9 protein-coding genes and 2 pseudogenes are annotated in these 14,241 nt (G+C 56.5%); 6 read left to right on the top strand and 5 right to left on the bottom strand.

Annotated features, from left to right (window positions below):
• Nucleotides 1-15: 15 nt before the first annotated feature.
• From LGM56_RS05140 to LGM56_RS05130, 3 genes are read left to right on the top strand one after another with little or no spacing between them, the layout of a single operon-like run.
• On the top strand, nucleotides 16-1,281 hold the full coding sequence (locus tag LGM56_RS05140) for a hypothetical protein (RefSeq protein WP_175238653.1): 1,266 nt from the start codon (nucleotides 16-18) through the stop codon (nucleotides 1,279-1,281).
• Nucleotides 1,282-1,296: 15 nt separating this feature from the next.
• Nucleotides 1,297-5,940: an RHS repeat-associated core domain-containing protein gene (locus tag LGM56_RS05135; RefSeq protein WP_226203282.1), complete on the top strand. Its 4,644-nt coding sequence runs from the start codon at nucleotides 1,297-1,299 to the stop codon at nucleotides 5,938-5,940.
• 41 nt (nucleotides 5,941-5,981) lie between these two features.
• Nucleotides 5,982-6,326, top strand: a complete 345-nt coding sequence (locus LGM56_RS05130; protein WP_226203280.1) for a hypothetical protein — start codon at nucleotides 5,982-5,984, stop codon at nucleotides 6,324-6,326.
• 399 nt (nucleotides 6,327-6,725) lie between these two features.
• Here LGM56_RS05130 and LGM56_RS05125 read toward each other — a convergent pair whose 3' ends face one another.
• The gene (locus LGM56_RS05125; protein WP_226203277.1) at nucleotides 6,726-7,751 is read right to left on the bottom strand and encodes a DUF262 domain-containing protein; all 1,026 of its coding nucleotides are present in this window, start codon (nucleotides 7,749-7,751) and stop codon (nucleotides 6,726-6,728) included.
• A 1-nt stretch (nucleotide 7,752) separates the two neighbouring features.
• Nucleotides 7,753-8,340: a hypothetical protein gene (locus tag LGM56_RS05120; RefSeq protein ID WP_226203275.1), complete on the bottom strand. Its 588-nt coding sequence runs from the start codon at nucleotides 8,338-8,340 to the stop codon at nucleotides 7,753-7,755.
• Nucleotides 8,341-9,224: 884 nt separating this feature from the next.
• Here LGM56_RS05120 and LGM56_RS05115 point away from each other — a divergent pair.
• The gene (locus LGM56_RS05115; RefSeq protein ID WP_226203273.1) at nucleotides 9,225-10,478 is read left to right on the top strand and encodes a PIN domain-containing protein; all 1,254 of its coding nucleotides are present in this window, start codon (nucleotides 9,225-9,227) and stop codon (nucleotides 10,476-10,478) included.
• A gap of 82 nt (nucleotides 10,479-10,560) precedes the next feature.
• Here LGM56_RS05115 and LGM56_RS05110 read toward each other — a convergent pair.
• Nucleotides 10,561-11,497 (bottom strand): annotated as a pseudogene (locus LGM56_RS05110) (phage portal protein).
• Nucleotides 11,498-11,661: 164 nt separating this feature from the next.
• On the opposite strand from LGM56_RS05110, the gene LGM56_RS05100 reads away from it, so the two are divergent.
• Together LGM56_RS05100 and LGM56_RS05095 are read left to right on the top strand one after the other, a co-directional pair.
• Nucleotides 11,662-12,339, top strand: a complete 678-nt coding sequence (locus LGM56_RS05100) for a hypothetical protein (RefSeq protein ID WP_226203271.1) — start codon at nucleotides 11,662-11,664, stop codon at nucleotides 12,337-12,339.
• A gap of 217 nt (nucleotides 12,340-12,556) precedes the next feature.
• A pseudogene (locus LGM56_RS05095) lies at nucleotides 12,557-13,057 on the top strand (IS3 family transposase); the annotation flags it as partial.
• A gap of 59 nt (nucleotides 13,058-13,116) precedes the next feature.
• Here LGM56_RS05095 and LGM56_RS05090 read toward each other — a convergent pair.
• On the bottom strand, nucleotides 13,117-13,476 hold the full coding sequence (locus tag LGM56_RS05090) for a hypothetical protein (RefSeq protein ID WP_175238652.1): 360 nt from the start codon (nucleotides 13,474-13,476) through the stop codon (nucleotides 13,117-13,119).
• A 115-nt stretch (nucleotides 13,477-13,591) separates the two neighbouring features.
• Nucleotides 13,592-14,059, bottom strand: coding sequence for an IS21 family transposase (locus tag LGM56_RS05085; protein WP_226203269.1), 468 nt, complete (start codon nucleotides 14,057-14,059; stop codon nucleotides 13,592-13,594).
• Between the last annotated feature and the right edge of the window lie 182 nt (nucleotides 14,060-14,241).

Below are 14,241 nucleotides of genomic sequence, written 5' to 3'. Positions count from 1 at the left end.
CGGAGGTTCGCACGAATGCAGAACTGGCAGCCGACCAATCCGGTGGAGCGCAGGTTCATGGATGCGCATACGGACTGGATGAGTTTCGCGAAAGAGCAGGACGCGCGACTGATGATCTGGCAGACCGACGAGACGGATGCGGCCCTCGTGCGGCTGTATTTCCAGGTTCAGGATGAAACGTCGTGCGCGGTAAGGACGATGCGTGCATCGTTCGTTAACGAAGCGGGTTATGCGAAGGCGCTGACCGGCGAGCTCATTGCGTTCTACGACAGCCGGCGGGAGGCATCCGATGCGCAGGGCATACGTGCGGATTGGCAGGCCCCGTACGACGATGGCAAGAATCCCTTGCTGTATCTGTTCGCGGTGATCGACAGCCTGATGCAGCACCATCCGGATGTTTTTCCGGCGATGGTGTTCGTGCTGGAACCGGTGAAAGTGCGCGATGACGCGGCATGGGTGCGCTGGATGGACGATTTGCTGTCGATCATCGCGGTCGCGCCGCAGTTGGCCGAGCGCGTGCGCTTCGTCGTGCCGCGTATCGAGATCGCGCCGTTTGCTGCGTTGCTGCAACGGCATCGGGCCGCGGTTCGCGTCGTGCACGGCAAGTATTCGATGGCGGGCGTGCCGCGCGAGTTACTGGCGGAATCGGGCGAGCGCGGGCCAAGCGGTGAATTCAGACGGCATTTCGTGATGCTGACCGAGATGATCGAAGGCAACAATCCTTCCCGCCTGGAGGAACTGCGTGCGGCCGCATTGAAGGTAGCTGAGCGCGAGCAGTGGTTCGATCAGTGCGTTGTCGTGCATCTGATTGCGGGGGCCGCCTATCTGAAATGGCGCGATCGCGAACGGGCAATCGCGGCTTACCAGAGCGCGGCCGGCAGCGGCACGCGTGCGGTTGAAGCCGGACATCCAGCGGGGCACAAGCTCGTGGCGAACGGGTTGTTCGGCGAGGCGAGCGTGCATCTGACGCACAAGGATTATGCACACTCGGCGTATTGCTACGAGCGCGCGGTGGCGTCGACTACGGCGGCGAAGGACGGGCTGATGACAGTCGAGGCCTGGCGGATGAGCGCGGTGTGCTGGGAGCGGGCAGGGGAGCGCGAGCACGCGCTGGAGGCCGGGTTCAATGCGCTCGATGCGGGGTTGATGATCGACGAGCCGATGCGGGCGAACAGCAGTCTGCCGATGGTTGTCGAGTGGATGGTGTCGCAACTGGGCACGCAGGACCGGCGGCGCAACGCGCTGAGCGAGAAGGTCGCGGCGTTGCGTGGCGGGCGCTGAGCGGGAGGCGAAACCGTGTCACTTCTCGCCGTCAAGCATCTCGATCCCGTTGTTGGCGTGGACGTTCATTCGGTGCTGGTCACGCCTGGAACGCCGCCGGTGTTCCTGCCGCATCCGCATGTCGGTTTCATGCTCGATCTGCGCGAATATATCCAGGCGGCGAAGGCCGTAGTCGGCTGCATTGCAATGATGATCGTGCAGGAGAAGGTGACCGAATACATCGAGGATCATCCAGAAGACGTGACGAAGCTGGAACACCTCGCCGATGAAGCGAGCCAGCAGGTCAATGAACTGATCGGCGGCGGCAAGCTACCGGACCTCAAGGACGACCCCACTGTCGCCGAGGGGATGAAACTGGCGAAAGCTGCCAACAGGATCAAGAACCGCATCAGCGACGATCTTGGCTCGAACGTCGGATCGGGTGGCGGCAGCGGCCGGCCGATTTTCGTGAACGGGATGATGCGGGCCACTGCCGGGACGCATGCGTATCACGTTCCAGGTTTGCATTTTCCGCTTGGCGAATCGTTCGCCCCGCCGCCGGCCGAGTTCGAACCGTCAAATGACGGGGAATCGTTCATGGGCAGCAAGACCGTGCTTGCCAACAACGATCCGCTGTCTTACATGGCGCTTGAAGCGTTGAGTTGCTGGTCGATCGGGATGGAGCCGCCTCCGCACAACAGCGCGCATACGGATCGAACCTATCCGTCGATGCCGAGTTCGGTGATGCTGCCGATTCCGGCGGGGCGGCCGGTGCTGGTGGGCGGGCCGCCGATCATGAACATGGCAGCGGCGGCGAAGGGTTTGTTCAAGGCGTTTCGCGGCTCGAAGTGGGCGAAGGCGCTGGCGGACAAATTGCATCTGAAGCCGGGATTCCTGAAATGCAACGTCCTGCATGCCGAGCCTGTGGATGTCACAACCGGCGAAGTCATCGTCGCGCAGCACGACTTCACGATTACCGGACATCTTCCTCTCGAGTGGAACCGATGTTACGCGAGCCGCGCGCACCGCCTCGGTACGGTTGGCGTCGGATGGAGTACGCCGGCAGACATCCATCTGAATCTCACTTCGCGCGACGACGGAATCGGCGCGGCGATCTACTTTGTCGATCATGCCACGGCATTCGACGAAGTTCCGACGCACGCGGGGTGGGCAACGCGTGTCACTGACTGGCAGTACGGCTATGCGCTGTACCTCCGTGACAACCAATTGGTATTGCGCACGGGCGAGGGCATCGAATACGGATTCCTGTTGCGGCATCCGTGGGACACGATCGTCAACAGGTTATCCGGGGAGGCCTCACTAACGCTGATGCTCGACTGGATCGGTGACCTCTACGGTCATGCGTGGCTGTTCGAGCGCGGTTCGTCGGGTCACGTGTCACGGATTGTCGAACATGGCGTCGAAGGACCGACGGGACGACTCATCGAATGTCGTTCGAATGTTGACGTAGATGGACACTGCGACCCGACAGCGGTGATGACACTGACCAACGCTGACGGACACGTGTATCCGCTGGTACGTTACGAACGCGATCGCGATCGGAACCTCGTCGCGGCATTCGATGCCATGGGTTATCCGCGCCGCTTCGACTATGAAAGCGGCAATCGGATGACTCGGCACGTCAGTGCCGGTGGTGTTTCGTTTCACTATGGCTATCGACGAAGTGTTGACGGCGAGTGGCGTGTCGACCATGCGTGGGGCGACGATGGGGTGCTCGACTATCGCTTCGAATACGACCTCGCTCGAAACCAAACTCGTCTTACCGAATCCATGGGACGCGTTGCCGTCGTTCAGATGAATGAACGTCATGTTCCGATCGCCGAAATAGATGTCCTCGGCGGTATGACCAGTTACCGCTACGACAGCCAGTGGCGTACCTGCGCCCAGACCGATCCGATGGGGCGTACGTCTCGGTGGGAATACGACGCGAATGGCAATCTGATTGCACAGATCATGCCCGACGGTCGATCGGTTCGCGCCGAATACGACAGCAATCACAAGCCGGTTTGCGTGACCGGGGCCGGGGGGCGTCAATTTCGATACGAATGGGATGCGCGCGGTCGTCTAGTGAGTCGCGCCACACCATCCCGGGCGACGTTCAGATATGCATACGACACATTCGGTCGCGTGACGTCCTGTGCTGGCCCGCAGGGTGACGTTACGACGTTCGGTTACGACCGACACGGCAACCTGACCACAATCGTCGATGCGCTTGGACACCGAACGCAATATGAACGCGACGCACGTGGCTATGTCATAAGCTCCCTCGATGCAGCAGGGCGCCAAAATCGTTACGAGAGGGATGCTTGCGGACGACTGGTACGCGCCATCGAATGGGACGGACGCGAGACTCACTGCAGCTATGACCCGGATGGCAATCTCTTGCGGTATCGCGACCCGGTCGGCAATGTGACGCGCCTTGCCTATACGGCGCTGGGAGAAATCGCGAAGCGGATCCAGTCTGACGGTACTGAAGTCCAGTATCGCTATGACACTGAAGGGCAGCTCGTCCAGGTCGTCAATGAGCGGGGAGAGTCCTATCTGCTCAAGCGCGACGCGCTCGGCAGGATCGTCGAAGAAATCGACTACTGGGGACAGTCGCGCCTTTACGAATACGGGTCGACCGCGGAACTCTTGCGTAGCGTCGACCCGCATGGCCGGGCCATCGAGTATCGATATGACGAAGTAGGGCGAATCGTCGAGAAGCGCATTCCTGATCCCGACCGGCAGGACGGTGTTCGGACTGACTGCTTTCACTACGACGAGCACGGCGATCTCATTCGCGCGTCGACCACATCCTCGCTGCTCGAATTCAGATATGACGACGACGGCAGGCTGGCCGAGGAACGACAGGGCGACGACTTTACGCTTTCCAATCGATATGACGCAGCCGGAAACCGGATCGAACGAAGAACGCGCCTCGTTGCGGGCAGCGAAATCGTCGAGCAGTCGATTCGTTACAACTATGACGCACTGAATGCGGTCGTCGGGATCGAGATCGACGGGCATGCGCCAATCGTCATCGAACGGGATGCACTTGGCCGGATTCGCGACGAACGCCTGGGTGACGCCCTGCGACGCGAAATGTCGTACGAAGCCAACGGACGTTTGTCCCGACAGGCGCTGCTTGCCGATACCGGAGAAATGTTCGCGATCGAATACGCGTACGACGCGAACGGCGACCTGATCGAGCGACGCGACTCCCGGACCGGCATCGAGCAGTTTCAATACGACCCTGTCGGGCAGGTCGTCGCACATATCGACTGCGCAGGCACGACACGCCGCTTCATGTACGACCCCGCCGGAGAACTGCTCAACACCCGGGTGTTCCGGTCAGGCGCGCGACGAGGCGAAGCCGGCTCGCCGGCATGGCGCCGGGAAGGCATGCACGAAGACACACACTACGTATTCGATCGTGCCGGCAATCTCGTCCACACGCGCGCGGCGCACCAAGAGATTACGCTGCGGTGGGACGCTGCAGGGCAGTTGGCCGAGACGCTCACGACTCGTCGCGCCGGGCAGGGCGACGCCAACGACGATCATCACCTCCGCGTACGGTACGAATACGACGCATTTCGCCGGCGCGTCAGGAAAATCACTTCGTCGCGCCAGCTCGAATCCAGCCACACCACGGTTCGTCAATTCTTTTGGGACGGCGACGTCCTCGCAAGCGAACTGCGCGCCGACCAGTCAGACGAGAAAAATGGCCTGACCCAAAGTGTTCAGATCCGACGGGACATACGGGACTGGATCCACTATCCCGATACGTTTCGGCCGCTCGCCGTGGTTCATCGAACCCTCGACTCGCGCATGCCTCCACGCGTGCCTGAGCATGCCGGTGTCGTGCCCGGAAGCGCGCCCTCACTCGATGAGAGACGGTCACCCAAGGCAATCGCCGACTATTCCGCTCCGAACGCGACGTCGACTACGCGCCGGCTGCCGGCGTCATATCGCCCCGTCAGCACGGTCTATTTCTTCCATAACGACCCAAATGGGGCGCCAGTCCGGGTTGTCGACGAGCGTGGCCGAACTGCGTGGGAAGCGAGTTACGCCACATGGTCGAGCAACACGCCGATACAACCGAAAGACGGGCCACCATTCGATCAGCCCATTCGGCTTCAGGGGCAGTATTACGACGAAGAAACCGGATTTTGCTACAACAGATACCGGTATCTCGACCATGGAATCGGGCAGTTCATCAGCCAAGACCCGAGCTGCATCGAGGGAGGTTCGGCACTCTATCGATATGCACCGAATCCGGCCGCCTGGATCGACCCTTACGGTCTTGCGAACACGATCGACGGTCACGGGAACACGGTCCCGATCGTCGCCCTGGGGATCCCCGACAAGTCCTTGTTCAAACCCAAATCCGGCATCACAACGGCGTACTCGCGCAATTCCCAATGCGGACCGACCACGGCGCAGACGAGGTCTGTGCAGGGGAAGCCATGCGTGGCGTGCAATCAGACGGCCACCACGATGGTTGCAGACCATATCGATGCGCTCGTGGTCGAGTATTATCGAACGGGAACCAACGACGTCACGGTGCAAACGTCAATCGCCGCGGTGCAACCACATTGCCCCGATTGTTCTCGATCCCAAGGGGGCAAAGCGTCGGGCTTTTCGCGGGCAATGAAAAAGGCCCTTCATCTCCCATGAAGAAGATTTTGAATATCTGAACGCACACCTGGAGTGCAAAGATGGAATCGCAACACGAAACAGCCATAGCGGACATGCAGCGCGAAGTATGCGACCGATACGGGTTGCCCGAAACCGCCGTGGAGGACATGGTCGCCTTCGCGACGTCGACCGTGGGGCAGATGCCGGTTTATGGCACGCGTCTGGAACGTCGCCCGGACGATAACATCAGCTGGTATTTCCATTGCGGCGAATACTCGGACGCCGATGACTTTTATCAGCCGGTGCATACGGAGCATCTTCAGCAAATGCTGCCGCTCGTCATCAAGTATCTTCGGTTGCCGCCCGGCACGCGTTTCATCGTCGATGACCAGGGATACGAAGATGTTTGGCAGGAGCCGGCCTGAACCTGCCGGCGGAGCAGCGTCGAGGGCGCACACGGAAATACCGCGACCCACGTCCTTGATTTCGCGCGGCCGAATCTCTGCGCTCCCATTTAAAGCGCCTATCGTGGCTGGCGTTTCGAAGGGGGCGATTACGAGCTTGTTACGCTGTTGCCTCGAGCGAGGAGCGACGCTTTGTTTGCCCGGATCATTACTGCATCTCCGCAAATTCTCCCGCCGTCCATTTTAAACACGACAGTCCGTTTCGCTGGCCAACCGGACGCTCGATCTGTGACAACGCAAATTGCACTACAACCGATCACACACATCCGCAGGCTTTCGTACCCAAGGTTGATCTATAGCTGATGTTTCTTATGCTGCAAGTACAGCGTCCGAAAAACAAGATGCCGTGGACCCAGAAATTTAAAAAATTCCCGATAACACTTTCTCTAGTTGCTGCTGACGCTGCTGTCTATTTGCCAGATCGGAAGCAGCACGTTCGACCGCACCTGTATAGCTCTTAACGGCGGTCGACGCCTGCGCCTTTGTAGACACGAATGAATCAATCTCCTCTCCGAAGGCGATTAATTTCTTAGCCGCTTGCGCGCGCTTCGTTTTGGTAAGTGGCAGTGATGATCTGTGATTTGCGAATACCAAAAATAGCGTATAAAAGTCAGACTTCTTTCGCCAGCGCGTCTTGTTGATATTCGGCAAAATTTGCCCTAACTCGCCCAATACATCGTGGAAGCAGGACTCTACCTTAGCCTGGTCTGGAAAACTTTTCTCATACGTGGCATACCATTTATCCAATTGACTTTTCTTGTTTTGCAATCCGTGCAAGTAGGCAATCACTAACTCGCTAATATACTCGACATCAATCATTCGCCGAATATCGTTCGCCGTAAATATGCCAATCTCCGACCATTGGTCGTAGTCACTAATTTTTTCAACGCAATTAATGAATTTACCCCAATATGTCGCATGCCGAAGTTCTTGCTGATTTAATGCAACAACGTTACGATTTAGGCGGCGAAATATTGCTCTTAGCTCATTGTCGCCAACGTCCGGCAGTTGGCGGACTATAAAGTTGTACCCCCACAACTTTTGTTTATCCGTATCCGATAGGTCATCAAACGTAAAATCCGCCCAATCAGGAGCTTCGTCCGGCGTCAGGCTTAGACTTCCTTCCAAAAATTCGAGACAAGCCCTAATACGTTGTTGCCCATCAACAATGGTAAATACCTCATTCCCTTTTGCATCAGTACTTTCCTGTACGTAAAGTTCAGGAATCGGATATCCCCTCAATATCGAGTCGATCAAATAGGACTTTTGAGAATCGGTCCAAACAGGGTTTCGCTGAAAGGCTGGCTTCAATTTAAGACGATTATCGTCAGCCGCTTTCTTGAAAGCGGAAATGCTACGTCTGGTGGAATTAAGATAGTCCTGCACTTTACTTTTCCTCTAGAATTTTTTTTGTCAAATTCCTAACGCCATCAACGTGATAAGCTCGTAACGCATCATAGTCGGCATACAATCGCGCATTAATCTCACGCCCCTCTGTTGGGTCCATCCCCGCCATATTTGATAGCGCAGGGACCCATTTCGACGCCAATGGCGTATGTTCCAATATTCGATCGGTTGCTATTACGCCCTTAAATAGGTACCGCTTCCGATGATCATCGATGGCCGTTTGTGCGTGAGCTGGAAGTGAGAGAGATGCCGTTCCAAGGGCTCTCATCCACCTCCATACTATATCAAAATGATGATGGGAAACTATCGCAACATCAATGTCAGACTTTTCATCAAAAGGCTTAAAGTTTTTGTTCGGATTAAAGCTGATGCCAATAGAGGCAGTTCCGACCAATGTTATGGCCCGTGGGTCAACGGAAATCAAATCACCCAGCGTATGCTTCCACGCAATATATTTGTCCAGATCTCCCCCAAATACATGCGGAACCGACTCAAAAATCCACTTTGAAACAAAATTTGCCGGAGGCAATTTGGAGATCGAGTTTTTTAACTCTTCAGGAATCGCCATATATATGGTTGCGCCGCATGCAATAGGATTCGAAATGACTCGATAATATACGCTGTTTCTATTAAAGTGAACATCTGTAGACTTAAACGCGACCGATTCTCGTTCGCGTTTCTGGGATGCTCGTCGGTTGGTCGCCGATGCACGGCCATCGCAGCCTAGACTTACAGCGGCATGTCGAATCGACGGCTGCGATGACCGCGCTGCCTAGTTGCGTGGACGTCTGGTGGCCCATTGGAAGCTGACTTTGACTATTCGACGTACGGAAGGGCCGAACTGGGTCGACAAGCGAGGTCCACGGAATTCCTTGCCTGATAGGCACTCGGAATACCCTACCAAGAAACCAGAATTCGCCCTGAGCGTCGCACGTCCGACTCCGCTAGGCGGTCGGCGGGGCCGCTCACAGGAATAACATCATATTTTTGCACCAAAGCGCATGAATTTATCACCATATGAAATCGCCGAAATCCCGCGCCAGCGGATGTTTGTGCGGTTAGCGCCGGGTGCATCAAAAACGCCCCCTTAGAGAGGCGGGCAGGCAGGGAGGGGACTACGATTTTCCGGGCGCGGGGTCAGATGTTCGCGCAGGGGCCCTGGCGGCAAATCACGGCCGCCGGCTCGATTTCCGAGCCTTTGCAAGGCTCGCCCGACGCTGCGAAGGTTCTTCGACCCTGCGGAATCCGGCGGCGCAGCGAGCCTATGCTGCGGTCGCAGCGAATCAACCGGCGATGGCAGATCATCGATATAAGTTGAAATCGCCAGGAAGCACGAAGTGTTCGGATGGGCAGCTCCCACATATAATGATCTGGTACAGATTTCCGATGATCGCCGAAAAGACAGTCGACTTTCACCGGAGCGGATCGTGACCAGAAAGAGAGGGGCGGGGCATGAAAGATATATTTCCAGGACACTATCGACCCGAACAAAAAGAAATCGAACAGATGTGGGCGGAAGCAATATTCGTCTTCGACGCTAATGCTCTGCTCAATCTCTATCGATATACCGAGGATACGCGAGAAACCTTCATCCAAACATTGGAGGCGCTGCGAGATCGGGTTTGGATTCCATATCAAGTGTGCTCGGAGTTTTTCCAAAATAAAACTCAGGTTATGAGCACAATCGCCTTGGGATACTCGAAGCTTCGAGAAGAACTTGGCAAGGCGCGAGCGGATTTAGGAAAAGTTCTGAATGGATTTCGCCGCCATCCCGGGATTGACGTGGATGACATCACGAAAGTATTGGACAAGACATTCTCGAAATTGAATGCCGATTTGGAGGCGAAGGAAGAGAAGCATCCAGACTGGATAACAAATCAAGATCCGATACTGGAGCGATTGACTGCTATATTTTCAGGAAAGGTAGGAGAGAGGCCGGAACCAGCTCAGTACAAGAAGATTATCGAAGAAGCAAAGAGTCGCTTTGATAATTCCAAGCCACCGGGTTTACGCGATAAAGAGAAGGGCGGCGTTCAGCAATATGGCGATGCAATTTTGTGGCTCGAGATTATACAAAGGGCATCGAATCCAAAGTCCGCAATTATTTTTATTACAGACGACGTTAAGGACGACTGGTGGCAACGGGTCGGAGGGAGAACTATCGGTCCACTGCCGGAATTGCGGCAGGAACTGTGGGATGCTGCGAAAGCGCCTCTTCACATGTATCAATGTGATCAATTTCTCAAGTACGCGTCGAAATTTCTAGATCGGCAATTGCCGGAATCGTCGATCGAAGAAGCAAAGGAAGTGCGAGACGAATTGCAGCACGAGACAAGCGAGTTACAGAAGTGGACGCTTTCCGATGTCGTCAAGGTAGGGTATCCATTGGACGGTCAATTTAAGCAAATCAAAGACGCATTGTGGCAATACGACTACGATTACAACGAGCGCCCCGCGCTCGTTGCTGATTATCGCGGGCCGACGCTGGCGATACAGGTCAAGAATCTCGTTGGTGAACGAAATCGACTCAGCAAGATGTTTTTGGAGCTTCGTCCGGACATGCAGGAATCTGAGTACGGTCGCGAGATTCGCAAAGCGATTTATTTCGTCGACAGGGAAATTAACGCGAAGACGGCATTTATTCGTCCGGGATCGGAAATGTGGGATATTGTTTTCGGACCATCCTCGGAAGAAAAGAAAAATTGATGTTAACGTTACGCAAGGGCGGCCGAGCACTGCATGTTCGGCCGGATATCATCATCCTCGTCTCAGATTTGCCTTGAACGTGTTATTGCGGCACAGCTAATTGCTCCGCATCAATACTGTAGGGACAGAAGCGCACAATCTCATCACCCGCCCCCTCATTGAACGCCGTGAACTGCGCCTGTGGCGGCGCGATTTCGTTACGGCCGAACACTCTGGCCGCCGTGTCAGCGGCGCCGAAACCGCCCGTGTTGCTCGGCACGATGCCAAGCGATTGCGGCGGCACACGATGCGCCGCGAGCAAGTCGTCGCGCGTGATGTTCTTGATGTTGAAGAACTCGTCTTTCGCGGCGACTTCCGACACGGGAATCAACTGCATTCCATCCTTGTTCCCGCCCGGCGCGTAGTAGAACAGGTTCCGGAAATTGCCCGGCCCCTTCGCACTCTTTAACGCATCGCGCAGCGCGCAGCGCGTCGATATCGTCCTGCCCGGCCTTGTCGTCGGTCAGGTACAGGATGAAGCCGGCATGACTGCCGTTCTCGTAGTAGCGTCGCCGGAACAGCGTTGATGACTCGTTCAGCATCGCCGCGTGAAGCGATCCGAGATATTCCGGCACGCCGTAAATCTCCTGATTCACGTCGGCTTCGATCAGGTGATGCAAGGCGCCAGGGTCGAATTCGTGCACGGCCCGCCAACCGTTCGTTTGCACATAGGTTTGAAGGTCGGTGCGTCGGCGCATGTACTTCGCAGGCGGCGGCTCGTATCGCATGACGCCGCCGACGCGGTTGCGCACGGGCGCCTGATAGCCGTTCCCGAAAATCAGCCAGTCGAGCGCCCATCGCCGGAACGATTCCCGGCTCATCAGCGGATGCGGGATGAACGTCGACGCGAGCACATTCCGTTTGAAGTAGATCGCCGACGCGTGATGCGTGCCGGATCGGAAAATTTTCGACAGGCCCGCGAAGCTCACGGGCGGCTCATACCATACGTTGATTGTCACAAGCTCGGCATAGTCCAGCAGTTCGGCCCCAGGTCACGCACACGATTTCCGGCGACGCAGGCTTTACGTCAGCGCTCGAACTGGAAGTGCGCGACGATCCGACGACGGATCGGCATCGCTCGCATTTCCGCAAGCGCGGCGGATAGGTCGTGCTGAGGTTCGCCGTGAATCGCGGGTAAGATCACGTGCAACGACAAGTGCACGGGGGCACGATTATGTTGACGACTGTTCAGAATATCCTCACAGCTTTGGGTGGTGTTACGGCTGTATTTCTTGTAATCGCTGCAGCATGCTGGAAGCTCATCGACTCAGGAATAACAACTTGGCTTACAAGGCGCGTTGGCAGGGCCTTGGAGCGTGACGCAGAGCGTTACAAGCATGAACTTTCACGTGATATGGAGACGTACAAAGACGAACTAGCTCGGTCGCAAGGCATTGAGCGGTTGCGGATCGAAATGAGAAAGGCTGTTGCTGAAAAGCTATTCGACAGACGATTGACTGCATATCACGAACTCTTTGTCGCGCTTTCTGAGATTCCGTCATATATTTTGTCCGGCGCTATGCAGCCTGTCGAACATCGAGTGCCGTTACAAGATGTCTTCGGCCGAGCACAAGAGTTTGCAAATACATTATCGCCTCATCAACTTTACTTGCCCCTTGATTTTAAGCAGGAGTACCGAGCTGTGTTGTCGAGGCTTCTAAGCTTGTTTACTGGAAATGATTGGAGTTTCAGGCCGGCACTCACGCAAGAAGATGCGGTGGTGTTAGAAATAAACAGAATGGTTGCGGCTCTCAATTTCAAAATTGATCAGTACTACAAATCGCTGCCGGATGATCTGGCGAATTCCATCATGCGAGCGTAAGCCTGCCGTTTTTATGTCGATCCGATAAAGGTCGTATTTGCCGAGGCGTGGCACTCTTCTACCCGCCTAGGCGAGACAGCCTCGCGTCCAATATCGAATGCGGCCGACCGACGCGGCGGGCCTCGTCGAAAGCCGCGACGGCCATTCCCGCGAGCACTGCCGCATGCGGAAACACAACGGGCTTTGCGTCTGCGTCGCTCCATCCAAAATCGGTGAGGCCACCGGCGCCAATCAGGAGTGGGCGACGGATGTGACCGAATTCAAGGTCAACGGCCAGAAGCTGTACCTGTCTCCGGTGATGGACTTGTACAACGGCGAGATCGTGGCCTATCAGATGGACAGGCGGCCGAGCTTCGAGTTGGTCAACAGTATGCTGAAGAAGGCGCTGGCTAAACTCCCGCGCAAGGACAAGCCGTTGCTGCATTCGGATCAAGGCTGGCACTATCGGATGCCGGAGTTCGGTCGAAAACTGGCGCGACGCGAGTTGACGCAGAGCATGTCTCGCAAAGGCAATTGCCTTGACTACACCGCGATGGAAAGCTTCTTCGGCACGCTCAAGTCCGAGTGCTTCAGGCAGCAGCGCTTCACTTGCGTGGAGCAATTACGCCAGACGCTGGAGCGCTACATCCATTACTACAATCACGAACGAATCAAGCTCAAACTGAAAGGACTGAGTCCCGTGCAATACAGAACTCAGTCCTTGGCGCCTAGCCTTTAACCGTCCAACTTCGTGGGGTCAGTTCAGGCGCGGGCTTCGTGATGTGTTTTCGCTGTGGCTTACTTGCTGCTGATCGCCTCTCGGTTCGTCCAGTATTCCTCTGTCTCGCCTTCGCGGCGGAGCTGGATCAAACCGCCAAAGATCGGCACATCGCCCAGGTAGACCGTTTGCCCGGCGCGGAACACGGTGCAATTTCCGGCCGCGATCGCGCTGAGGGCTGCTTTCCTGAACGCTGCTTTGTCGAAAGAAATGATCTTGTCGAAACGTTCTTTGGTATCGCAACCGAACCACGCCCCGGCCTTGTTGTCCTTGATGTGATACGCGGTCGGCCCGGCCACAGCGGCGGATTGAGTCAGGACCGCCGAAATGCAGGCTGCAGCAAACACGCCGCATGCGCGGCGTACCCCGGAAAAGGTCATGGATTGTCCTTTTTTGTTGTGATATTGAAAGCAGCAGCGTAACACAATGTTACGGTTAGCTTTCTTGGTGGTGGTATGCGGGCGGGCCGACGCCAGTCCATAACGGCCCGCTGCGTTACATACGCGGAAGCTCGATCGCCAAGACGCGCCATTGCGCGAGGACGGCCGCAAAAGTGCCTTCGCGCTTGGCTAGCCGAATCTTGTCGACGACATTCCAGCCCGGCACGTAGTGCGCGAAGCTCCGTTGGCTTGAGAGGAAATGCGCCGCGTGGACGCCGACCCACGCGAGCAATTCGTCGGGGGGGACGTCGGGTGATGCCGGGTCAGGCTCGATGTTCGCTACAACGGTCGGTTGGGTGGCAGTCGACGCAGCCCCAACAACGGTGGCTGGCGCGCTGGCTTCAGAAGCGAGCAATCGAAGAAGCTCGATACGATGCCACGGGATCGGCGAACGACCGGTGACGTAGTTCCGGACAGTGCGGGTGCAGCAGCGGAGCGACTGCGCGATTCGAGCGATGGACAGGCCGTCAGTGAGCGCGAGGAAATCGGACAGAGCGCCGTGACGGTGGTCGGCGGCATTCACAGGCGTTGTTGCTAGCGACTAGACTTTACATAACGTGAATTATCGACGGATTTGCTTGTAGTGGCTAGATTGAAATGTCCGCTTTTGGCTACATAGAAATGTCCGCTTTCGGGCCGCGTAAGCTGTTCGGTCGCCGGGTGTCCGGCGCCGGAGGCTGCGATGGCTGTAACGGAACGGATCAC

The sequence above is a fragment of the Burkholderia sp. AU38729 genome (assembly GCF_020419725.1).
GTDB lineage: Bacteria > Pseudomonadota > Gammaproteobacteria > Burkholderiales > Burkholderiaceae > Burkholderia.
The sequence above is the reverse complement of the archived record's forward strand: the minus strand, read 5'-3'. Positions and strand labels throughout refer to the sequence as shown.

What these genes read in the sequence shown, in the direction of transcription:
- LGM56_RS05140 (WP_175238653.1), top strand. Translation starts at nt 16, where the DNA reads ATGCAGAACTGGCAGCCGACCAATCCGGTGGAGCGCAGGTTCATGGAT.
- LGM56_RS05130 (WP_226203280.1), top strand. Translation starts at nt 5,982, where the DNA reads ATGGAATCGCAACACGAAACAGCCATAGCGGACATGCAGCGCGAAGTA.
- LGM56_RS05120 (WP_226203275.1), bottom strand. Translation starts at nt 8,340, where the DNA reads ATGGCGATTCCTGAAGAGTTAAAAAACTCGATCTCCAAATTGCCTCCG.
- LGM56_RS05115 (WP_226203273.1), top strand. Translation starts at nt 9,225, where the DNA reads ATGAAAGATATATTTCCAGGACACTATCGACCCGAACAAAAAGAAATC.
- LGM56_RS05090 (WP_175238652.1), bottom strand. Translation starts at nt 13,476, where the DNA reads ATGACCTTTTCCGGGGTACGCCGCGCATGCGGCGTGTTTGCTGCAGCC.